17 protein-coding genes are annotated in these 21368 nt (G+C 56.7%); 10 read left to right on the forward strand and 7 right to left on the reverse strand.

The features are described from left to right. The first annotated feature begins 183 nt into the window (after window positions 1–183). The 6 genes from GOV53_RS06210 to GOV53_RS06235 all read left to right on the forward strand — a co-directional run bounded on the left by GOV53_RS06210 (window position 184) and on the right by GOV53_RS06235 (window position 7880). On the forward strand, window positions 184–2328 hold the full coding sequence (locus tag GOV53_RS06210) for a serine/threonine protein kinase (RefSeq protein WP_170464777.1): 2145 nt from the start codon (window positions 184–186) through the stop codon (window positions 2326–2328). A 200-nt stretch (window positions 2329–2528) separates the two neighbouring features. Continuing rightward, the gene (locus tag GOV53_RS06215) at window positions 2529–3503 is read left to right on the forward strand and encodes an FHA domain-containing protein (protein ID WP_170464778.1); all 975 of its coding nucleotides are present in this window, start codon (window positions 2529–2531) and stop codon (window positions 3501–3503) included. Window positions 3504–3506: 3 nt separating this feature from the next. After that, window positions 3507–4292, forward strand: coding sequence for a PP2C family protein-serine/threonine phosphatase (locus GOV53_RS06220; RefSeq protein WP_170464779.1), 786 nt, complete (start codon window positions 3507–3509; stop codon window positions 4290–4292). Between the two features lie 22 nt (window positions 4293–4314). After that, complete coding sequence (locus GOV53_RS06225; protein WP_170464780.1) at window positions 4315–5577, forward strand: transporter substrate-binding domain-containing protein; 1263 nt, start codon at window positions 4315–4317, stop codon at window positions 5575–5577. A 46-nt stretch (window positions 5578–5623) separates the two neighbouring features. Further along, on the forward strand, window positions 5624–6733 hold the full coding sequence (locus GOV53_RS06230; protein ID WP_170464781.1) for a transporter substrate-binding domain-containing protein: 1110 nt from the start codon (window positions 5624–5626) through the stop codon (window positions 6731–6733). Between the two features lie 40 nt (window positions 6734–6773). Then, on the forward strand, window positions 6774–7880 hold the full coding sequence (locus GOV53_RS06235) for a LysM peptidoglycan-binding domain-containing protein (protein ID WP_170464782.1): 1107 nt from the start codon (window positions 6774–6776) through the stop codon (window positions 7878–7880). A gap of 247 nt (window positions 7881–8127) precedes the next feature. Here GOV53_RS06235 and GOV53_RS06240 read toward each other — a convergent pair whose 3' ends face one another. The 7 genes from GOV53_RS06240 to GOV53_RS06270 all read right to left on the reverse strand — a co-directional run bounded on the left by GOV53_RS06240 (window position 8128) and on the right by GOV53_RS06270 (window position 16713). Further along, complete coding sequence (locus GOV53_RS06240) at window positions 8128–10341, reverse strand: NADP-dependent isocitrate dehydrogenase (protein ID WP_170464783.1); 2214 nt, start codon at window positions 10339–10341, stop codon at window positions 8128–8130. Window positions 10342–10560: 219 nt separating this feature from the next. Beyond that, window positions 10561–11586: a trans-3-hydroxy-L-proline dehydratase gene (locus GOV53_RS06245; protein WP_170464784.1), complete on the reverse strand. Its 1026-nt coding sequence runs from the start codon at window positions 11584–11586 to the stop codon at window positions 10561–10563. A 9-nt stretch (window positions 11587–11595) separates the two neighbouring features. Then, on the reverse strand, window positions 11596–12834 hold the full coding sequence (locus tag GOV53_RS06250) for an NAD(P)/FAD-dependent oxidoreductase (protein ID WP_170464785.1): 1239 nt from the start codon (window positions 12832–12834) through the stop codon (window positions 11596–11598). Continuing rightward, a complete protein-coding gene (locus GOV53_RS06255) occupies window positions 12831–13763 on the reverse strand; it encodes a proline racemase family protein (protein WP_170464786.1) in 933 nt (310 codons plus the stop codon). The genes GOV53_RS06250 and GOV53_RS06255 overlap by 4 nt, the downstream gene beginning before the upstream one ends. Further along, complete coding sequence (locus tag GOV53_RS06260; RefSeq protein WP_170464787.1) at window positions 13754–14713, reverse strand: dihydrodipicolinate synthase family protein; 960 nt, start codon at window positions 14711–14713, stop codon at window positions 13754–13756. Before GOV53_RS06260 ends, GOV53_RS06255 begins: the two co-directional genes overlap by 10 nt. A 138-nt stretch (window positions 14714–14851) precedes the next feature. Beyond that, on the reverse strand, window positions 14852–15910 hold the full coding sequence (locus GOV53_RS06265) for an ABC transporter ATP-binding protein (protein ID WP_170423572.1): 1059 nt from the start codon (window positions 15908–15910) through the stop codon (window positions 14852–14854). After that, entirely contained in the window at window positions 15907–16713 is an 807-nt protein-coding gene (locus GOV53_RS06270; RefSeq protein WP_170464788.1) for an IclR family transcriptional regulator, read from the reverse strand. The genes GOV53_RS06265 and GOV53_RS06270 overlap by 4 nt, the downstream gene beginning before the upstream one ends. Before the next feature lie 140 nt (window positions 16714–16853). Here GOV53_RS06270 and GOV53_RS06275 point away from each other — a divergent pair, with 140 nt between their 5' ends. The 4 genes from GOV53_RS06275 (at window position 16854) to GOV53_RS06290 (ending at window position 21346) form a co-directional block, all read left to right on the forward strand. Then, window positions 16854–18113 carry an ABC transporter substrate-binding protein gene (locus GOV53_RS06275; protein ID WP_170464789.1) on the forward strand — a complete coding sequence of 420 codons (1260 nt, stop codon included), beginning with the start codon at window positions 16854–16856 and terminating at the stop codon, window positions 18111–18113. 96 nt (window positions 18114–18209) lie between these two features. After that, a complete protein-coding gene (locus GOV53_RS06280; protein ID WP_170423575.1) occupies window positions 18210–19133 on the forward strand; it encodes a carbohydrate ABC transporter permease in 924 nt (307 codons plus the stop codon). A gap of 1 nt (window position 19134) precedes the next feature. Next, window positions 19135–19983 (forward strand): carbohydrate ABC transporter permease, encoded by an 849-nt coding sequence (locus tag GOV53_RS06285; protein WP_170423577.1) that lies wholly within the window; start codon window positions 19135–19137, stop codon window positions 19981–19983. A 22-nt stretch (window positions 19984–20005) separates the two neighbouring features. Further along, window positions 20006–21346: an alpha-glucosidase/alpha-galactosidase gene (locus tag GOV53_RS06290; protein ID WP_170464790.1), complete on the forward strand. Its 1341-nt coding sequence runs from the start codon at window positions 20006–20008 to the stop codon at window positions 21344–21346. Window positions 21347–21368: the final 22 nt, after the last annotated feature.

The following is a 21368-nucleotide window of genomic DNA, read 5'->3' on the forward strand; positions in this document are numbered from 1 at the left end:
CACAATACTACATATCGATTTTTTGGTTTACTGCTTCTTAGTGAAGCCATGAGGCGGCCCCAATAAAGTCAAATTTGAAACGTCTAACGTTCTTCAGTGTCCTGCGGTTGTGTTTGGTTGTGAGTTCGCGGGCAGTTTGCCCAGTTGAAAATACCGCAAAACGATTAGAACGGGCGGAATGAAATGAGCCACAACCAGGCCGTCGGCGCAACGCACGACGAACCGAAAATTGAAGGACTTCAACCCGGCGCCAAACTGTTGCGCGGGCAGTATGAAATCCTGCGTTTTATCAGCAACGGCGGGTTCGGGATCACCTATCTCGCGCGCGACAGTCTGGAGCGCGAAGTGGTGATCAAAGAGTGCTATCCGGGTGCTCTGTGCCGACGCAATGGCGACATGGTCGAACCGGTTGATCCGGGATACAAAGACGACCTACGTTCAATCATCGATCTCTTTATTCTCGAAGCACGCAATCACGCCCGTCTGGTTCATCCGAACATCGTCGACGTCCATCAGGTGTTCGAAGATAACGACACCGCGTATATCGCTATGGATTACATCCGCGGATGCGATCTGCTGGATTATGTCGAGGACCCGAAAAATAAGACCGGAGCTGATTTCATCGTTCAGGTCACCGAAAAGATGCTTTCGGCGGTGGCCTTCATCCACCAAAGTGGCATGCTCCACCGCGATATCTCTCCCGACAACATCCTGATCGATGAAAACGGGGATCCGGTTCTGATCGACTTTGGTGCTGCACGGGAACAGGCGGCAAACCAGTCCGCCGCTCTTCTGACGCTGCGTGTGATCAAGGATGGTTACTCGCCACATGAGTTCTACGTACGCGGTGCGGAACAAGGTCCCAGCAGTGACCTCTATGTTCTGGCGGCAACCTTGTATCACGCCATCAGCGGCGAACGTCCGATTGACGGTCAAACCCGTTTGAATGCGTTCAACAACGGCCAGAAGGATCCCTATGCTCCTCTGGCTGGACGGTTCGAAGGCTATCCTGATGGGTTCCTTGAGGCCATCGACAAAGCGATGGAAGTTCACGCGACCGATCGTCTGCAAACTGCGCTGGATTGGCTGCGCATGTTCCGCGGCCCCGGCGTGATGTTCGACAGCTTCGATTACCGACCGGTGTCGGTGATCGTGGCAATGGACCACAAGGACGAGGAAGAAGAAAAAGCGCGGATCAAGGCCGAAAGCGAAAATGCCGAAGCTGTCGTAACCGCTCTGCTGGCCGGCAACACCGATATCGCTTTGGGGAATGAGGACAAGAAGGACGACGAGCTCGCAACCTTCAACTCGAAAGAAGAAACCCCTGTTACCGTGGACACCGTTGTCAAAAGCGGATCGGGTGGCGCAGGCAAGCTTGTGGCTGGTGTAGCCGTTCTTGCAGTACTCGCGGCTGGTGGTTTTTTCCTGATGTCGGGTGAAGAAACTCCGGCAGAGGATACTGCAACGGCAGAGGTGCCAGCGGTCGAAGAAACCGCGGCGGTAGAAACTCCCGAGCAGGAACCGGTCGAGCAGGTAGCGGCCACCGAAGTTGAGCTCGCGAAAGCAGAGCCCGCACAGCCGGTGGTCGAGGTAGCAGAAGAGCCTGTCGAGCAGGCACAAGAAGAACCCGCTGTTGCAGAGGTAGACGAAACGCCTGCAACAGGAACGGCCGAAGCAGCACCTGCCCCGGAAACCCCACCTGCGCTGTCGCAGCCCGTGAACCTGGCTGAACAGCAGATCGCGTTCTCGCATTGGGATGTCGACATTCCGTTCCAGACATCGCGTCGCCGGGCCTCGACTGGCAGCATCATCGCAATCACAGGTGTTGACGCTGGAATTGATCCGTCGATCGTAGGCGAATGGGTCACACGGGGTGCGACCATTTTCACTCTGAACGGCAGACCGGTCCAAGCAGATACGACATTTGCCGCGCAGGTTCTGAACGATCTGAAAGTTGATCCGGATGGATACATCCGCGTGTCTGCCCGCTATCGCCCCTTGGGAGAGACCCGTCCACAGAACGGTTTGCTGGCATTGCCTGCCATGCGCGTAGTGGGGCTGGAAAACGGATACGTGTTCACCATTCAAAACACTGAAGGAACAGGCTGGCAAACAGTTGTAAGTTCGGTTCCGCCAGTTGCCGAAGGCGATCTGCAAAAGGGTGACGTTCTTGTTTCCGAGGTGAATACCGGTACCGCACTGGACGGATCGGAAAGTCTTGATGCCCTGACAGCCGCGCTGGTGTCAGAAAACCAACCTCAGGCCCGGTTCAGCGTGTTGCGCAGCGGGGCCGAGACCAATGCCACCATGCCCTTAGCGCAGGAGTAATCTGACCGGTTCGTATCTGATCTGCCAGTGTGTGTTTGCTGAGGGTTACCGCAAATGGTGCCCTGGCGGGAACCGGCCCGCCGCAGAAGTCAAAAGTGACCTTGTTAACGAAGTATTCGTGCCGTTGTGCCACCGCGTACAGGCAAAAAGCAGCCCCATGGGACTCTGGTCCTGTGCCAAGAAACAAAGGTGTCGACACCATGTTCAAATACAAAAGCCCTCTTAGCCGGCTTCTCGAAGGTGCCGGTAAACCAAAAGAAGCCGAAGCAGAGCAGACCGAAGCGCCTGAAACCGAAAAAGTCGAGCCAATCGCCGATTTCAACGCACTGCGCGAGGCTCTGGCTGGCGGCAACATGTCTTCGGACAGCTACGAAGAAACCGATGAGCTGATCCCTGAAGGAAAAATGCCCGAGTTCGCGGAAGGTGCCGAGGCGGATACCATCGAGGCAGAGGATGAAGTCGTCGTAGCCGAGGTGATTGCCGAAGTTCAGGAAGAGGCCGTGGAAGCCCCTGAGCCCGAGGCCGAACCCGTAATGACCCTACACACCGCCCCCGAGGAACCCATCGAGGTAACAACGGAAGTGGTCGTGGAGGAAGAAATCGTTCAGGTCGAAGTCGCCGAACCGGAAGCGGTTGTTGAGGTTGTTGTCGAAGAACCTGTTGTCAGCGAAACTGAGGCAGAGGCGCCTCAGGCACCAGAACCTGCGCCGGTCGAAGATCGCCGGGGCCGCGTAAAAACGACCTTCTTGGGCTTTGAACGTGCCGATACGCATGTTCAGGATCTGATTGAAACGGCGGAACCGGTCGCAAAAACCGACAATGCCGAACAGTCTTTCCCAGTGGGTTGGCTTGTCATCACAGGTGGTCCTGGCCGCGGGGCCAGCATTACATTGACCGAAGGTTTGATGCAGATCGGCCGCAACGACGATCAGGCCATCCAGCTGGATTTTGGCGACACAGGGATTTCGCGCAGCAACCATGCTGTAATTGCCTACGACCCGGAAGACCGCAAATGCTATCTGGGTCATGGCGGCAAGGCTAACCTTGTGCGCCTGAACGGTAAACCCGTTCTCAGCACCGTTGCCCTGTCCAGCGGTGACCTGATCCGTATCAGCGAAACCTCGATCCGTTTTGCCGCCTTCTGTGACGACGGCTTTGACTGGCGGGATTCCTGATAGATGCTGGCGACTCCGGCATATGATATTGCGCTGATCCTGGACAAGGGCCAGCGCGACACGCAGGAAGACGCGGTTGCGTCGCGTATGTTCGACGCGGCAAATGCGGGCTATGTGGTCGTGGCCGACGGTATGGGCGGGCACGCTGCGGGTGAAGTTGCCTCAGATCTGGTGATCCGCGCCTGGCGCGATTCTCTGGACGCCGAATTGGAAAGCGAAACGCCGTCCGAGGCCGCTCTGATAGATGCTTTGCCTCTGGCAGCAATGCAGGCCAATGCCCTGATCGCCAATCATTGCGAAGATCAGGGTGGCGGTTTCAACATGGGGTCGACCCTGTTGGGCGTGCTTCTGTTAGGACAACGTCTGTTCTGGATTTCGATCGGCGACAGCCCGCTTTACCTTTTCCGGGATGGTTCTCTGCAGCAAATCAACGAAGACCATTCGATGGCACCCGCAATTGATGCGCAACTGGCCGAAGGGACTCTGACCGAGGCCGAAGCGTTGGCGCATCCTGACAGGAACCAATTGACCTCGGTCATCATGGGGGCTGCGATTCCCAAGGTCGATTGTCCGGAAGAACCGCTTGATCTGACGCCGTCCGACATCCTGATCCTTGGAAGCGATGGTCTTCAATATCTTGGCAATTCCGAGATACAGGACATCCTGCGTAGCAATGCGAACGCGCTGGCGCAAGACATCGCCGGAGCACTCCAGTCCGCATTGCAAGCCAAGGACGATCCGGATCAGGACAACGCGTCGATCGGCGTCGTGAAACTCACAAAAAACTAAACAAAGCAAAGCAACAGGACCCATGAGACCCCATCTGATCATATCGAGCCTGGCACTTGCTGCCGCGGCAGGCACAGCCTCGGCACAACAAGCATGCTCAACCTACGAAATTCAGCGTGGCGACAGCCTGCGTGAGCTAACCATCGAAGTCTACTCGACCGAGGACTTTCGCATCATCTATGACGCGAACCGAGATGTTATTGGCAACAACCCGAACATCATTCGCGTTGGCGACGTTCTGACCCTGCCCTGTCTGGAAGACATCGGCCGGGCACCTGCCCTGCCGCGCACCGAAGCCGAAGCCATGGCTGCAGAAATGGCGGCCGAACTGGTGAAAGCCGCTGAAGACCGCGCCGCGAAAGCAATCGCCGAGGCCGAAGCCCGTGTTGCCGAAGCCGAGGCCGAGGCCAAGAAGGCGAGCGAAGACGCCGTGGTTGCCGCGAAAGAGGCAGCGAAGGACGAAATCGAAGCCGCACGCGCGGAAGCGGCTGCGCTGATCCGCAACGCAGATACGGGTGAACGCCCCGAGATTCGCGACCGTCAGTTGTTGCTCATCACCGGCGGAAACTACGCGCCCTTCACCGATGAGGCGTTGCCCAATCGCGGCCTCTACACTTACCTCGTCGAAACAGCGATGCTGCGTGCGGCTCCCGAGCAGGCCTATAAAATTCAGTTCGTCAACGATTGGTCGTCGCACTTGGATCTGTTGATGCCAACGCTGGCTTTTGATGCCACCTTCCCGTGGTCGCGCCCGAATTGCGAAGATGCCGCCGCGCTTTCGGAAAAAGACCGCAACCGGTGCGAGACATACAACTTCTCGAACCCGTTTTATGAGGTCGTGGACACATTCTTTGCCCGCGAAGGCTCAGGGTACGAGCAAACGCTGACCCACGCAGACTTTGCTGGAACCACCATCTGCCGCCCAGAAGGCTGGTCGCTGTCGCACATGGACGCGGTCGGATTATATGAACCAGCCATCTCACTTATGCGCCCGGTCTCGCCTGATGAGTGCTTTCACGCTGTGATGGAAGGCACTGCCGACATCGTCGCAATCGAAGCTCATCTAGCGGTCGAGGCGATCGCACGGCTGGGCTACGAACACCGTATCATCGAAAACCCCAATCTGGCGGCAATCAAATCGCTTAACGTCATGACCCACAAAGATAATCCGGATGGGGAAGCGATCCTTGAGACGCTGAATCAGGGTCTGGCGATCATGCAGCAATCCGGCGAATGGCGCGACATCGTGTCAACCGCCCTACGCCATCAAATGGAAAACGGCTGAAACAAGAACAAGCCTTTTCAATTACTATCTCTGGAGAAAACAACTAATGCCTAAACTACCGCTCCATAACGTTGCGATGACCTCTGCTGCCGTCATTGCTCTAAGCGCCGGAGCCGCCGCCGCCCAGCAAGCCTGCACTAATTATACGGTACAGGATGGTGACACGATGGCCACCATCGCGATTGCTGCGTACGGCACCTCGAACTATCAGCCGATTTTCAACGCAAACCGAAACTCGATTAACAACCCCAACGATCTCGCCCCTGGATTGTCGCTTGTGCTTCCATGTGAAGACGGAAGCCTGCCGAACGGCCAAAGCGCACGCGAAATCATTGCCCAGCAGCAGGAACGCTTTGCCAGCTCGAACCAAACAAGTTCGTTCAAAGCCCCAATCAAATTGGTTACGGGCAATGGCTGGGCTCCTTTCGCGGATGAGACCCTGAACGGCGGTGGCTTCATCACACGTCTGGGAACGACAGCTCTGCAACGGGCTGGTAACGCACACGAGTACTCGATCAGCTTCGTCGATGATTGGAACTCGCATATCGAAACCCTGCTTCCGCTGGGCGCGTTTGACGTGTCCATGGCGTGGAACATGCCCGATTGCACCAACCGCAGTTACGAATGGTCCTGGGAAACAGAAATCCGCTGCACGCAGTTTCATGCGTCAGCACCTGTGTATGACATCGTCTTGGGTTTCTACACGCTTCCTCAAAGCGACTATGCCAGTGCGACCAGCTTTGATGACCTGAAAGGTGCAACCGTTTGCCGGATGGAAGGATGGTTCATCCACGACCTCGAACAAGAAGGTCTGCAACCAGCAAAAACAATTGATCTGCTGCAACCCGTTACCGCGCGGGAATGCTTGGATGCCGTCCTGACTGGCTCCGCGGATGTAGCGACTTTTGAAGTTCAGCTTTTTGCCGACGCAATGGCTGAAATGGGTCTGAACGAAAACGATCTCGTCGAAAACCCATATGTCACGACCCTCTCAGCCCTGCGGTTCATCACTCACCGGTCCAACCCAATGGGCAAACAATACCTGGCGATGCTGAACAAAGGCTTGAACGAAATGCGGGAGTCCGGAGAATGGTACGCCATCATCTCGGACACACTGAATGAGCATAATGAACGACTGATAGCCTCATCCGGCTAAGGATCCACTTTCCACATTCCAATCCACGGGAGGAAAAATAATGCATAAACAAAAACTTAACACCAAGGTGATGACGGCGACTGCCGTCCTCACACTTACCGCAGGCGCAGCGGCAGCGCAGGAAGCGTGTACAAACTACACCGTGCAAGATGGTGACACGATGGCCACCATCGCGATCGCAGCCTACGGCACCTCGAACTACCAGCCGATCTTCAACGCGAACCGCAACTCGATCACGAACCCAAACTCGCTTGAACCTGGCTTGGTTCTGGCTCTGCCATGTGAAGACGGCAGCCTGCCTAACGGTCAGTCCGCACAGGAACTGATCGCCGCAGAAGAGCAGCGCGCAGCAAGTGTCAAACGCTCAAACGTCTATGCGCCGCCGATCAAGATGGTTGCAGGCAACGGTTGGGAACCGTTTACCAGTGAATCTCTGGGCGGCGGCGGCATTATGACTCGCCTGGCGACAACCAGCCTGCAACGTGCTGGTAACAGCCGTGACTACTCGGTGAGCTTTGTCGACGATTGGAGTTCGCACCTGGACACCCTGTTGCCGCTTGGCGCCTTCGACATCTCAATCGCCTGGACCATCCCAGACTGTACGAACCGCACTTATGAGTGGTCCAAAGAGACTGAGGCGCGCTGCACCCAATTCGTCGCTTCGGTTCCCGTCTATGACGTTGTTGGCGGCTTCTTCACGCTGCCGGAAAGCGACTACGCAAGCGCTACAAAGTTCGAAGATCTCGAAGGGTCCACCATTTGCCGCATGGCAGGATGGAGCATGGTGGTTCTGGAGGAAGTTGGCTTGAACCGCGAGAACACCACTGTGGTGCAGCCCAACTCGGCCCGCGAATGCCTTGACGCCGTTCTGACCGGCACTGCAGATGTCGCCGCATTCGAAGTTGATCTGTTCGCTTCGACCATGAAGGACATGGGACTGACATCAGCTGATATCGTTGAAAACCCATATGTTTCGACATTGTCATCGATGAGCTTCCTTGCGCACCGCACAAACCCGTTCGCGCGTGAGTACATTGCAATGATGAACAAAGGTCTGAACGAAATGCGCGAATCCGGCGAATGGTATGCGATCATTTCGGACACACTGCGCGAACAGAACGAAAAGCTGAACGCGGCGTCTAACTGATCCCCAACTTCATCTTGCTGAATTAGGGCCGGTCTTTCGACCGGCCTTTTTTCTGCACTCCGGATTTGATCTACGGGAATCCCCCAATATCAAATTCAAAAGAAGCTGCTACCTTAAGCTCAACTGTACCGGTAAGGCCTTGGCCTAACTGCTCACTCAAAAAAAGGGCCGACTTTGGGGGTCGGCCCTTTTTCTGTGTCTTGTTGGAAGTGAAAGTACCCACGCCTCAAAACGTGGGTACAATCGATCAGTCGATGATCGCGTTCAGTGTCGCGCTGGGGCGCATGACCGCAGCAGTTTTGACCGGATCGGTGTGATAGTAACCACCCAGATCTGCTGCTGGGCCCTGCGCGGCTGCCAGTTCTGACAGGATCTGGCCTTCTTTGTCGGCCAGTTCCTTTGCGATCGGAGCGAATTCGGCCGCCAGTTCCGCATCATCAGATTGCGCGGCCAGAGCCTCGGCCCAATAGCGCGCAAACCAATAGTGGCTGTCGCGGTTGTCCGGCTGACCAACCTTGCGGCTGGGCGATCTGTTGTTGTCCAGAATACCCTGCGTGGCCGCTTCGGCCGCCGCTCCCAGAACGCCTGCCTTGGCGTTGCCTTTGTTATCAGCCAGGAAGTTCAACGATTCACCCAGCGCACAGAACTCACCCATCGAGTCCCAACGCAGGTGGTTTTCTTCCACCAGCTGCTGGACGTGTTTCGGGGCCGAGCCACCCGCACCGGTTTCGAACAGACCGCCGCCGTTCATCAGCTTGACGATCGACAACATCTTGGCCGAGGTGCCGAGTTCAAGGATCGGGAACAAATCGGTCAGGTAGTCACGCAGCACGTTGCCGGTGATGGCGATGCTGTCCTTGCCTGCGGTGATCGTTTCCAGCGACTGACGGGTCGCTTCACGCGGAGCCATGATCTGAAACTTGTCGGCTACACCTGCCGCCTCAAGTGCCGGTTTGACGTATTTGATCAGTTCAGCGTCATGGGCGCGGTTTGCGTCCAGCCAGAAGATCGCTTCGGAACCGGTCAGGCGCTGACGGTCCATCGCCAGTTGAATCCAGTTCTCAATCGGAGCTTTCTTCACAGTGCAGGACCGCCAGATGTCGCCCTGTTCAACGTCATGCGAATGCAACGTCTCACCATTTGCCAGAACGATGCGGATCACGCCATCTGCGGGTGCCTGGAACGTGGTCGGGTGCGAGCCGTATTCCTCAGCCTTTTGTGCCATCAGGCCAACGTTAGCGACTGCACCGGCGGTGGCCGGATTCAGCGCGCCGCTGGCTTTGAAGAAGTTGATGGCTTCATCGTAAACAGGCGCATAGCAGCGGTCGGGGATGACGCAGTTGGTGTCGCCCTTGGCACCGGTTTCGTCCCAGCCTTTACCACCTGCGCGGATCACGGCAGGCATCGAGGCGTCGATGATCACGTCCGACGGGACGTGCAGGTTGGTGATGCCCTTGTCGCTGTCGACCATGTACATGGACGGACGGTCGCCCTTGATCGCTTCGATTGCGGCTACGATGTCAGCATTGTCCTTCACGCGATCCAGCAGATCACCCAGACCCGAGTTCGGGTTCACACCCAGCGCTTCCAGTTCCGCGCCGAATTTTTCGAACACAGGTGCTAGCCACGCCTTGACCGCATAGCCAAAGATGATTGGGTCTGAGACCTTCATCATCGTGGCCTTCATGTGCAGCGAGAACATGGTGCCGTCATTCTTGGTGTCCTCGATTGCGTCGGCCAGAAACGAAGACAGCGCTTTGACGGACATGAAGGTCGCGTCCGCCACGGTCCCCTCGGCCAGCGGCCACGCGTCTTTCAGCACTGTGACGCTGCCGTCTTTACCAACGAATTCGATCTTCGCGTCGCCTGCTTGCGCAGCGGTGATGGTCGCCGATTTCTCGTTGGCATAGAAGTCATTGCCAGACATCGACGAAACCTTGGTTTTGCTGTCTGACACCCATTCACCCATAGAATGCGGGTTTTTCTGAGCGTAGTTCTTCACTGCACGGGCTGCGCGACGATCCGAGTTACCTTCGCGCAGAACCGGGTTCACAGCCGAACCTTTGATGGCATCATAACGCGTACGGATCGCTTTTTCCTCATCGTTCGAGGGCTCTTCGGGATAATTCGGGATGTCGTAGCCTTGCGACTGCAGCTCTTCGATGGCGGCAACCAGCTGTGGGACCGAAGCCGAGATGTTCGGCAGCTTGATCACATTTGCGTCCGGCGTTTTTACCAGTTCGCCCAACGCAGCCAGATCATCGGTGATGCGTTGCGCATCGGTCAGGTTTTCCGGGAAGGTTGCCAGAATACGGCCAGCCAGCGAAATATCCTTGGTCCCAACACTGACACCCGCAGCGCCGGCGAATTTGCGAATGATGGGCAGGAACGAGGCGCTGGCCAGCTCGGGCGCTTCGTCTACAATGGTATACAATATGTCGAAGTTCGATTTATCTGCCATATTCTTTTACCTTTTTTAAGCCTTTCGGGGCGTGCGATCCAAGAGTGTGCCACACTCAGGTGGCGAGGGATGGGCGCGTTTAACCTACCGCCCAACGGTGACTCTGTTTTGACAGGGCCTCCCTTAAATCACGTTTGGCTTGGGATCAATCGTTCTGAGGGGGCGCATATTGACACGGTATACAAAAATTCGGGGATTTCCGGGTCTGCCGCCCGGAAATTAGGCACCCCAAGTGTCGCTTAGCCGATATCCGCCGGGCCAGGGATCATCCGGGTCCAGCATGTGTTGATGTGTGCCAGTGATCCATCCACGGCCGCTGATCTCGGGTATGACGGCTGGCTTCGAACCAACTTGAGTGTCCTGTATAATCCGACCAGTAAACGTTGAGCCGATGATGGATACCGCCTCGAAAGACTGGCCGGATGCCATTTGCCCCTTTGCTGCCATCAGCGCCATGCGCGCAGACACGGCCGTTCCAGTGGGGGATCGGTCGACTTTGCCGGGCTGGATGGCGACAGCGGATTTACCGCGCCAGCCGGTCGGGGATTTTTCAAGCGGTCCACAGAAGGCGCAGAAAGAGATATGCGACCAATCTGGGTGTTCCGGATGGGTGAACCCCAACTGTTCGTTGGCGGCGTTGGTAATTCTGACCCCTAGACGGGCAATATCGCGGGCTTCGTTCTGAGTTATCTCAAACCCCAGTGCAACAGCGTTCACAACCACGAAACTGTCGCCCCCGTAGGCCGTATCTACGGTCAGAGTTCCCAAGCCCGGCACCTCTAATGGGACCGAGAGTTTGTCTGCAAAGCTGGGCAGGTTTTGCACATGTATGCGCTCGGCCTTGCCGTCTCGACATTCAGCACGAACGCGCACCAACCCACCTGGCGCTTCGAGCATCAGTGTGGTCTCGGGCTCCCGCATCGGGATGATCCCGCTATCCAGCAACACCGTCGCGACACAGATTGAGTTTGAGCCGGACATGGGCGGCGTGTCTTCGGGCTCCATGATGATAAAGGCTGCATCGGCATTCGGATCTTTCGGCGGCACCAGCAGGTTCACGTGTCGAAACACGCCTCCGCGCGGTTCGTTCAACACAAAATCCCTGAGGGTTTGATCTTTTGCAATAAACGACCGTTGGTCCCAGAGAGTTTCGCCCGGAGGCGGCGCAACACCGCCAACGATTACGTCGCCCACCTCGCCTTCGGCATGGGCAGAAATAACGTGGATGGTTTTGACGCTGCGCATGAGCTCTCCTTAAAACCGGGTCGCGGCGTAGGGCGACACAGAAATTGGCGGAGCTTGTCCGTCAACCAAGGCCCCAACCAGTTCGGCTGTTCCGGCAGACTGAGTCAAACCCAGATGGCCATGTCCGAAAGCATAAACAACGTGTCGCGAGTTAGGTGACGAGCCAATCACCGGAATGCTGTCAGGTAAGGACGGACGGAAACCCATCCATTGCGTACCACCGTCGGTTCTTAGACCCGGCAAGAACTCGGCCGCCTTTTTCAGCAACACATCCGCGCGTTTGAAATTTGGTGGCAGGCTTAATCCGCCCAATTCGACCGCACCGCCGATACGCACGCCACCATTGATCTTGCTCGCGACGAACCCGTGGCCCGAAAATGTCAGATGCATGCGCAAATCAAAGGCACCCTTGGGCAAAGTGGTGTTGTATCCCCGTTCGGTCTCTAACGGAATCCGGTCACCCAAGGTCTGGGCGATCTGGTGCGACCATGCCCCTGCGGCCACAACCACCTTGGCCACATCAAGTGTTTCACCGGGGCATACGATTTGAATACCGTTCTCGACCGGGGACAAAGCCCGGATCTCACGCTTCTGAATTTGACCTCCGCGATCCAAAAATACGTCTGCTAGGTGTTCCACCCATGTCTTGGGATCGACGGTATTCAGCCAGTTGGGTGTGAACCCGGCGTGTGTGAATCGTGAACTGAGACCCGGTTGTTTTTTGGCTATGTCGGCCGGACTTTCCAGCAACTCGAACTCAATTCCATGCTCACGACGAAGGTCCCAGGTCGGCAGGCTGGCGCGAAATTCGGCCTCGCCTTCATATAACTGCATCTGACCATCTCGTTGTAGAAGGCCGTCGCCATTCACGCTTGCGACTAAGCGACTGAGTGCTTCACGAGACAAACCGGTCAAACGAGCCTGAGCGCCAAGCAGTTCACTATAGCGATCAGGACGACCGGCCCGCCAAAAGCGGTACATCCACGGCGCAATACGCAGCGCATAGGCCGGAGGGATCGAAAGCGGTCCCAGCGGATCCAACAACCACTTTGGAGCCTTCCGCATGATGCCCGGAGTTGCCAGTGGCTCAACCTCGGGAAAGGCAAAGGCCCCTGCGTTCCCAGCCGACGCCTCGGCTGCAACTCCAGTTCGGTCCAGAACCAAAACGGAATGGCCACGTCGTTGAAGCTCGAGTGCGGTTGTGATTCCGATCACACCTGCACCGATGACAACGACCTTCTGGGTCATACTTCGATCCCGGCTTGGAAGGGATCGCCTTCGTGAAACAGGAGGCTAGCCTCGGCCATGACAAAGGCCTGCCCGGTGATTGAAGGGATTACTCCACCTGTTGATCCGGGTTGGTAAGACAGACGATAAGAACTGCCGATCACGCTTTGCTGTACGATTTCCTGACCCGGGTCCAATCTCCCGTCAGCGGCAAGGCAAGCCAGCCGCGCTGAACTGCCCGTCCCGCAAGGAGAGCGGTCATAATTGTCATCGGGACACAGCACAAAGTTGCGGCTGTGCACAGCCGGGTCGGGTGCATCCTCCTGCAGGATGACATGGTCAATAGGCTCGCCGTTTTCACCCCCAACGCCTTGCGCGATCGACGCCTCTCGGACAGCGATCGTCAATTCGGTCAGTTTACGAATATTGCTTGGGACAACAGGAATCGGGCTGGGGTCGATGATGAAGAACCAATTGCCGCCATAAGCGACATCACCGGTGACCGAGCCGTATCCCGGAACTTCAAGGCTGACGCCCTGATGTACCCTGCGGCTTTCGATATTCGTCACGGTGACGGTATTGGTGTCGATCAGTTCAACAGTAACCACTCCGGCAGGCGTTTCGATCCGGTGATGCCCCAATCCGATCCGGCCCATATGTGCCAGCGTCACTGCCAGCCCGATGGTTCCGTGACCGCACATTCCCAGAACGGCGTCCACGTCAAAATAGATAACACCAGTGACACAGGTGGGATCGGCCGGTTCAACCAGCAAGGCCCCAACCATTGCGGGTTGCCCGCGCGGCTCGAGCATGACAGAGCGATAGAAACCTTCATGTTCGGTCGCCAACCGTCGCGCGCGTTCGGCTAAAGAACCGGTCCCCAGATCGGGGGCACCTTCCAGAATGACACGTGTGGGCTCACCGCCGGTATGGCTGTCGATCACATGCATTCAGCGATCACCCCACCCTGCTTAGACCAATCGGCAAACCAGTTTCGGAATAGCTCGTATTGTTGCTCGCAATAGTGTCGTTGCGCATCGGTCAACTCGTCCGACTCATTGAAGTGAAGGCGGTATTCTGGTTCCCCGTTCAGTACCAGCAAGTGCTTGTAATACAGGACCAGATCCGGCCCTTCGTCAAAGCTGGACAGGACATGGATTGCCTCGGTCAGTTCCTGCGCACGTTGGCGCGCCTCGGCATGGCCCTGCGCCGCCTTTTTCGACAACGCGGCCAGCAACAACGCTTCGCGCGGCAAGGCCGTTCCGATGCCGGTGATCGAACCCGTCGCGCCACAATTGACGAAGCCGTGATAGACCTCGGTATCAACGCCAACCATCAACGTCACCTGATCGTCCTGGCTGGTGATGTTCTCGGCCGCATAGCGCAGGTCGTCCTTGCCTCCGAATTCCTTGAAACCAATCAGGTTCGGATGTTCTGCACGCAGGGCAAAGAACAGATCAGCGCGTGTGGCAAAGCCATAGTAGGGGCTGTTGTAGATGATAGCCGGGACGTCAGGAGCGGCTGACAGGATCGACTTAAAGTGGTTCTTTTGCGCGTCCGGTGAACTGCCCCGCGACAACACTCGCGGAATGACCATCAGCCCCACCGCACCCACCTTTTGCGCGTGGGCCGCATGGGCGACCGCGGACTTGGTGTTAATGGCCCCCGTTCCGACCACGACGGGCAGTCCCGCATCCACCAAACGCTCGACCCCTTCCATACGCTGCGCGTCGGTCAGCAACGGCCAGTCCCCCATCGAACCGCAATAAACCACGGCTGACATACCGGCGTCGATCATCTGCTTGCCTTTGAGGACCAACGCGTCAAAGTCGGGCGTCCGGTCCGGCTTGCAGGGGGTCATCAGAGCAGGCATCGTGCCGGTGAAAGTGTTGGTCGACATGGGCGAAATCCTCGATGGCGGGGCCATGGGTTATGCCCCCTTCGGACTCGCCATAACGGATATTGGATACAAAATCCAGAAGAATTGAAGACGCGCCAGATCTATGATCAAGCGCGCCAAATTTGCGTTTCGAATGAATTAACGAAGCCGGTGACCTGTATCGGGATCAAACAACATGGCGCGCTCGGGGCGTACGGAGATACCAATACGCTCACCCTGTTTGCTGCGCTGGTCCTCGCGCTCTTCGACAATCAGCTTATCACCGTTGGGTGTCAGCAAATAGGAATAGCTAACGCCTCCAAGCGCTTCGGTCAGATCAACTGTGCAGGTGTCGCCTGCGCGATCCACAGCGATGTGCTCCGGCCGAATTCCGAGGGTGACTTTTGTCATACCAGCAGGCACGTTTACCGCCATATTCAACGGTTCGCTGAGTGCCGGGTGCGTGACCTTTCCGTCGACAAAATCACACTCAAGGAAATTCATGGCAGGCGAGCCGATAAAACCCGCTACGAACCGATTGTCCGGATCGCGATACAGGTCCATAGGAGCACCAACTTGTTCGATCCGACCATCTCGCAATACGACGATCTTGTCGGCCATGGTCATCGCCTCGACCTGATCGTGCGTCACATAGATCATTGTCGCACCAATCTCATTGTGCAGACGCGCGATCTCAACCCGCATCTCAACCCGCAATTCTGCATCGAGGTTTGACAGCGGTTCGTCGAACAAGAACACTTCTGGACCCCGAACGATAGCGCGGCCGATCGCAACCCGCTGACGCTGACCACCGGACAGGGCTTTGGGTTTGCGTTTCAGGTATTGGTCCAGCTTGAGAATGCTGGACGCCTCCTGCACCTTCGTGTCGATTTCCGATTTGGCGACGCCGTTCATGCGCAGGCCGAACCCCATATTCTCGGCCACGGTCATGTGCGGATACAAAGCATACGTCTGAAACACCATCGCAACCCCACGCTTGGCCGGATCCATATGGGTCACTTCGCGAGCGCCAATATGAATCTGCCCTTCGGTGGTTTCTTCAAGCCCCGCAATCATGCGCAGCAAGGTCGACTTGCCACAGCCCGACGGGCCTACAAAGACGCAAAACTCGCCATCTTCAATTTGCAGATCAATGCCGTGAATTACCTGCGTCTCGCCATACCGCTTGATCGCCTGGTTCAGAGTTACACCCGTCATGTTGCTTGCATCCTGTCTGTGTCGGCGCTTGAGTTGGTTTCAGGGAACCGCCAAGCCTGTGCTTCGGCTCCGATCTGTTCGGCCACGCGGCGAACACGAGGAACCCAGGTTTCCAATTGTTTGAAATTCATTCTCTCGGTCGATCCGGTAACGGATATTGCACCCAGCATCCGCCCGCCCGTCGTAAGGATGGGGCAAGCGATGCAGATAATGCCGGGCTCATGCTCTTCGTCGTCGACCGCGTAACCCCGGCTTCGAATCAGGTCGAGGTCAGCACGCAGCGCAGCCTCAGACGTCAGGGTTTTGTCGGTGAAGCGGTGATAGCTTTGCTGGGACACCGCGCGATCCAGCGCGGCGTCATCCAGAAACGCCATCATAGCCTTGCCCACCCCGGTGCAATAAGCCGGACCAACTTTACCTGCTTGCGAATACATCTCGATCGGGTGGGCGGCGTTGCGCTTGTCCACATACAACACCTGGTTCGAATCCAGTTGCGCCAAGTGCACCGTTTCCCCCGTCTCGCGGCTGAGCGCATCCAGAAATGGTCGCGCAATCGGAGCCAGCGAGCTTTGCGTCCAAGCCGCATGAGCCAAACGCACCAGCCGCAAACCTGGCGTATAGGTCTGCCGGTCCGGGTCATAGGACAACATCCCTTGATTGGTCAGGGTTTGCAGAAACCGATACAGGGTCGCTTTCGGAAAATCGCTGCTTTCCAGCAATTCTGCGAAACGGACCGGGCGCTCGAACGCGGCCACCTGATCCAGCACGTCACATGCTTTGCCTATTGTTCCATCACCAGCCACGAGTGCCTGCTCTCCTCCCATTAAACCATCGCCATCCTCACGAGGGTCTTGACAAGACTAACCGATCTGATGTGTAGTTTTCAATATATAAAACATGGTTTCAATATTTGGAACCAAAATGGAAGCTAAGGGAGGAAACCATGCATTCCATGTTCAAGCGCACTGCCGCAGCTTTGGCAGCCAGTGTCGCACTTACTGCGCCCGTTGCCGCCGAACTGACCGGTGAGCTGCGAATCTTCCTCGATACATCCAACCCGGCGCCACGTGCGACGATGGAGGCGATGATCGAACGGTTTGCAGAACAGCACCCCGGCCTGGAGATTGAGACCACGGTCATCGACCGCGAGGCCTACAAGACCCAGATCCGCAACTTTCTGACAGCGGATACACCGGACGTTGCGACTTGGTATGCGGCCAACCGCATGAAGCCTTATGTCGAGGCTGGCCTGTTCGAGGACGTATCAGACCTGTGGGCCGAGCCTGAGATCGCCGAAAACCTGGCATCGACCAAAGGCGCGATGACCATCGACGGCAAGCAGTGGGGCGTTCCCTATACCTACTACCAGTGGGGTGTTTACTACCGCAAAGACATCTTTGACGAGCTGGGCCTGACCGAACCCACCACTTGGGAAGAAGAGTTGGCGAACTGTCAAAAAATCGTCGCTTCCGGTCGTGCCTGCTACACCATCGGTACCAAGTTCCTGTGGACCGCCGGTGGCTGGTTCGACTATCTGAATATGCGCACCAACGGATTCGACTTCCACAACCAGCTCGCCAATGGCGAAATCAGCTGGGAAGATGACCGCGTCAAACAAACCTTCGCCAACTGGAAGCAGCTAATCGACATGGGCGCGTTCATCGACAACCACCAAACGTACAGTTGGCAAGAAGCCCTGCCCTTCATGGTCAACGGCGAAGCCGCCGCGTACCTGATGGGCAACTTCGCAGTCGCTCCGCTGCGCGAGGCAGGCCTGACCGACGACCAGCTGGACTTCTACCAGTTCGTCGCGATCAACCCAGATGTTGAGCTGGCCGAAGACGCCCCCACCGACACATTCCACATCCCGGCGAACGCGTCGAACAAAGAGGCCGCGCGCGAGTTCCTGCGCTTTGTGGTTTCAGCTGACGAGCAGACCGAGATTAACAACGGTGCAAACCTCGGCCAGCTGCCGGTGAACGCTAAGTCGTCCGTGGACGACGACAAGTTCCTCCAGCAGGGCTTTACCATGCTGTCTTCCAACAGCCCCGGCGGTGTCGCCCAGTTCTGGGATCGCGATGCTCCGGCCGAAATGGCGAAAGTTTCGATGGAAGGGTTCCAGGAGTTCATGGTCAAGCCTGACAACGCTGACCGTATCCTGTCCAAACTCGAGCGCGCACGCCAGCGTATCTACGACAACTAAACCGGTCAGGCCGGGCGTCTGCCCGGCCTGCACCTTTTCATGTGTAAGTCGAGTGTAACTCGGCTTACTCCTTTTACCTAAATCCCGAGTAAGCGCATGTCAGCTGTCGACGTCCCCGAACAGGAAAGCTGGTTCCACAGAAACCAACAGCGCATTGCGCCGTGGCTGTTTCTGGCCCCGGGCCTGCTGTTCTTCATGGTCTATGTGATCATCCCGGTGTTCCAATCCTTCAACCTGTCGCTCTATGAATGGGACGGGCTTGGCGCAGCGGAATATGTGGGCTTTCGCAACTACGAAGACCTCTATTGGGAATGGGTCGATCGAGACGCGTTCTATACTTCGCTGAAGAACAACCTGATCTGGCTGATTATGTACCTGCTTGCGATTCCTGCAGGTCTGTTCATCGCGCTGTTCCTGAACCAGACTGTCTGGGGCATCCGCCTCTATAAGTCTTTGTTTTTCTTTCCCTTCGTTATCTCTCAGGTCGTTGTTGGCCTTGTTTTCACCTGGTTCTACGATCCGACCTTCGGGTTGTTGAACGAGTTCCTTGGGCTCTTCGGCTTTGGCCCCCTGAATGTTCTGGGGGATGAGCGGTTCGTCACCTACGGCATCATCTTCGCAGGTCTCTGGCCGCAAACGGCCTATTGCATGATCCTGTATCTCACCGGCCTGAACGCCGTAGACCCCGAACAGATCGAGGCCGGGCGGCTGGATGGTGCAAAGGGGTGGCGCATGCTGTGGCACATCATCCTGCCGCAACTGCGCCCGGCCACATTCATCGCCTTTGTCGTGACCATCATTGGCGCGCTGCGATCCTTCGACCTGATCTCGATCATGACACAGGGCGGACCTTTCGGATCGTCCCGCGTTCTGGCGTATTACATGTTCGAGGTCGCCTTGTCCGAATATGGATTCCGCATGGGTTATGGCGCGGCCATCGCTGTGATCCTTTTCCTGATCATGCTCTGCTTCATCGCCTACTTCCTGTGGTCGATGTACCGCGAAGAAAGGGGGCACTGAGATGTTTCCCAAACCTATCGAAAAACAATCGCGGTCAGCGCAGATCACCTATCAGGCTATGTTGCCACTGGCCTTGCTGCTGTGGCTTGGCCCCCTGCTTGCGGTCGCCCTGTTCTCAGTCAAACCCGCGGCCGACTTTACCAACGCAAATTACTGGGGACTGCCATCCAGTTTTGAAGGCGCCTATAACTATGGGCAAGTGTTCTTCAACTCGGACATGCCGCGCTATTTGCTGAATTCGTTTATGATCACCATCCCGACCGTGATCGGTGCGGTGGCGCTCAGCTGCATGACCGGGTTCGCGCTGGGGATTTACAAGTTCAAATCGAACCTCTGGATCTTTTTCATGTTCGTCGCGGGCAATTTCGTGCCTTTCCAGATCCTGATGGTGCCCGTCCGTGACCTGACCTTGGAACTTGGTCTCTACAACACCAAAACCGGCCTTGTCCTGTTCCATATCGCGTTCCAAACCGGGTTTTGCACCCTGTTCATGCGCAACTTCATCCGCGCCCTGCCCTTTGAATTGATCGAGGCAGCACGGGTCGAAGGCATCAGCGAATGGCGCATCTTCTGGTATGTTGTCCTGCCGTTGATGAAGCCCGCGATTGCAGCGCTCAGCGTGCTGATCTTTACCTTTATCTGGAACGATTATTTCTGGGCGGTTGTCCTGACCCAGGGGGCCGAAAGCCAGCCTGTTACTGCAGGTATCACCAGTTTTAACGCTCAGTTTCGAGCGGCTTATCAGTTGATGAGTGCCGGCTCTATCGTTGCGGCGCTGCCGCCGGTGGCCATGTTCTTCCTAATGCAGAAACACTTCATCGCGGGTCTGACCCTCGGTGCCGTAAAATAACGTCAAACCAAAGGTTTGCCACATGACCAAGATCACCTTTATCGGGGCCGGATCCACGATTTTCATGCAGAACATCGTGGGCGATGCCCTTCTGACCCCGGCGTTGGCCGACAGTCATTTTGCGCTGATGGACATCGACACGCAACGCCTTGCTGAAAGCGAGGCTGTTGCCAAAGCGATGATCCGTTCCGTCAGGACCGCAGCCACCGTTTCGACCCACACCGATCGTCGCGCCGCGCTGGACGGCGCGGATTTCGTGATCACTGCCTTTCAGATCGGCGGCTACAAACCCTGCACCGTGACGGATTTTGAAATCCCAAAACAGTACGGGTTGCGCCAAACAATCGCGGATACGCTTGGTGTCGGCGGTATCATGCGCGGCCTTCGGACCGTTCCGGTGCTTTGGGATGTGGCGCAGGACATGATGCAGCTCTGTCCGAACGCGACGCTACTGCAATACGTCAACCCAATGGCCATCAACACCTGGGCATTGGCGGAACGTTTTCCCGCGTTGAAACATGTCGGCCTGTGCCATTCGGTACAAAACACGGTCGAAGAACTGGCCCACGATCTGGACCTGCCAAAGCAGGACATCAGGTACAAAGTGGCCGGTGTGAACCACGTGGCATTTTTCCTGCGGCTGGATCACGAGGGCCGTGACCTCTACCCTGCCCTGCGGCAGGGATACGCCAGCGGTCAGTTTCCCAAACCACCTCTTCTGATGCCCCGCTGCGCGAACAAGGTGCGGTATGAGGTGATGGAGCAATTGGGCTATTTCTGCACCGAAAGTTCGGAACATCTGGCCGAGTATGTCCCCTGGTTCATCAAAGACGGGCGTCAGGATCTGATCGAACAGTTCAGTATTCCCCTGGACGAATATCCAACCCGCTGCGAGGAACAGATCGCGAGTTGGAAGGAGCAGGCTAAAACCCTTACGGACGGACGCGACATCGATGTGACTCGCAGTCATGAGTTCGCAGCCGACCTGATGAACGCGATTGTGACGGATACGCCCTATGTCGCTTATGGCAATCTTCCCAACACGGGTCAGATCCCGCAATTGCCCCTTGGCGCAGCGGTCGAAACCCCATGCCTCGTTGATACAAATGGCGTCCAGCCCTCGGTCGTTACAGACATTCCGCCTCAGCTGATCGCCCTGATGCGGACACAGATCAACGTTCAGGAACTGACAGTCCGTGCGTTGGTTGAGCAGAACCCCGAACACATCTATCACGCCGCCATGATGGACCCGCATACCGCTGCCGAACTGGACCTTCGCCAGATCCGCAGCATGGTCGACGATTTGCTGGTGGCCCATGCCGATTGGCTGCCCAATTGGTGCAAACCCGCCAAGGCCGCTTGAACACTATTTTAAAAGGCTGAAA

The organism is Ruegeria arenilitoris, from assembly GCF_013035315.1.
Taxonomy (GTDB): domain Bacteria; phylum Pseudomonadota; class Alphaproteobacteria; order Rhodobacterales; family Rhodobacteraceae; genus Ruegeria; species Ruegeria arenilitoris_D.

Excerpts from the sequence above, each read along its gene's own strand:
- GOV53_RS06265 (WP_170423572.1), bottom strand. The coding sequence starts at position 15,910 with ATGACGGGTGTAACTCTGAACCAGGCGATCAAGCGGTATGGCGAGACG.
- GOV53_RS06230 (WP_170464781.1), top strand. The coding sequence starts at position 5,624 with ATGCCTAAACTACCGCTCCATAACGTTGCGATGACCTCTGCTGCCGTC.
- GOV53_RS06235 (WP_170464782.1), top strand. The coding sequence starts at position 6,774 with ATGCATAAACAAAAACTTAACACCAAGGTGATGACGGCGACTGCCGTC.
- GOV53_RS06215 (WP_170464778.1), top strand. The coding sequence starts at position 2,529 with ATGTTCAAATACAAAAGCCCTCTTAGCCGGCTTCTCGAAGGTGCCGGT.
- GOV53_RS06260 (WP_170464787.1), bottom strand. The coding sequence starts at position 14,713 with ATGTCGACCAACACTTTCACCGGCACGATGCCTGCTCTGATGACCCCC.
- GOV53_RS06240 (WP_170464783.1), bottom strand. The coding sequence starts at position 10,341 with ATGGCAGATAAATCGAACTTCGACATATTGTATACCATTGTAGACGAA.
- GOV53_RS06220 (WP_170464779.1), top strand. The coding sequence starts at position 3,507 with ATGCTGGCGACTCCGGCATATGATATTGCGCTGATCCTGGACAAGGGC.
- GOV53_RS06290 (WP_170464790.1), top strand. The coding sequence starts at position 20,006 with ATGACCAAGATCACCTTTATCGGGGCCGGATCCACGATTTTCATGCAG.
- GOV53_RS06225 (WP_170464780.1), top strand. The coding sequence starts at position 4,315 with ATGAGACCCCATCTGATCATATCGAGCCTGGCACTTGCTGCCGCGGCA.
- GOV53_RS06250 (WP_170464785.1), bottom strand. The coding sequence starts at position 12,834 with ATGACCCAGAAGGTCGTTGTCATCGGTGCAGGTGTGATCGGAATCACA.
- GOV53_RS06255 (WP_170464786.1), bottom strand. The coding sequence starts at position 13,763 with ATGCATGTGATCGACAGCCATACCGGCGGTGAGCCCACACGTGTCATT.
- GOV53_RS06275 (WP_170464789.1), top strand. The coding sequence starts at position 16,854 with ATGCATTCCATGTTCAAGCGCACTGCCGCAGCTTTGGCAGCCAGTGTC.
- GOV53_RS06245 (WP_170464784.1), bottom strand. The coding sequence starts at position 11,586 with ATGCGCAGCGTCAAAACCATCCACGTTATTTCTGCCCATGCCGAAGGC.
- GOV53_RS06280 (WP_170423575.1), top strand. The coding sequence starts at position 18,210 with ATGTCAGCTGTCGACGTCCCCGAACAGGAAAGCTGGTTCCACAGAAAC.
- GOV53_RS06285 (WP_170423577.1), top strand. The coding sequence starts at position 19,135 with ATGTTTCCCAAACCTATCGAAAAACAATCGCGGTCAGCGCAGATCACC.
- GOV53_RS06210 (WP_170464777.1), top strand. The coding sequence starts at position 184 with ATGAGCCACAACCAGGCCGTCGGCGCAACGCACGACGAACCGAAAATT.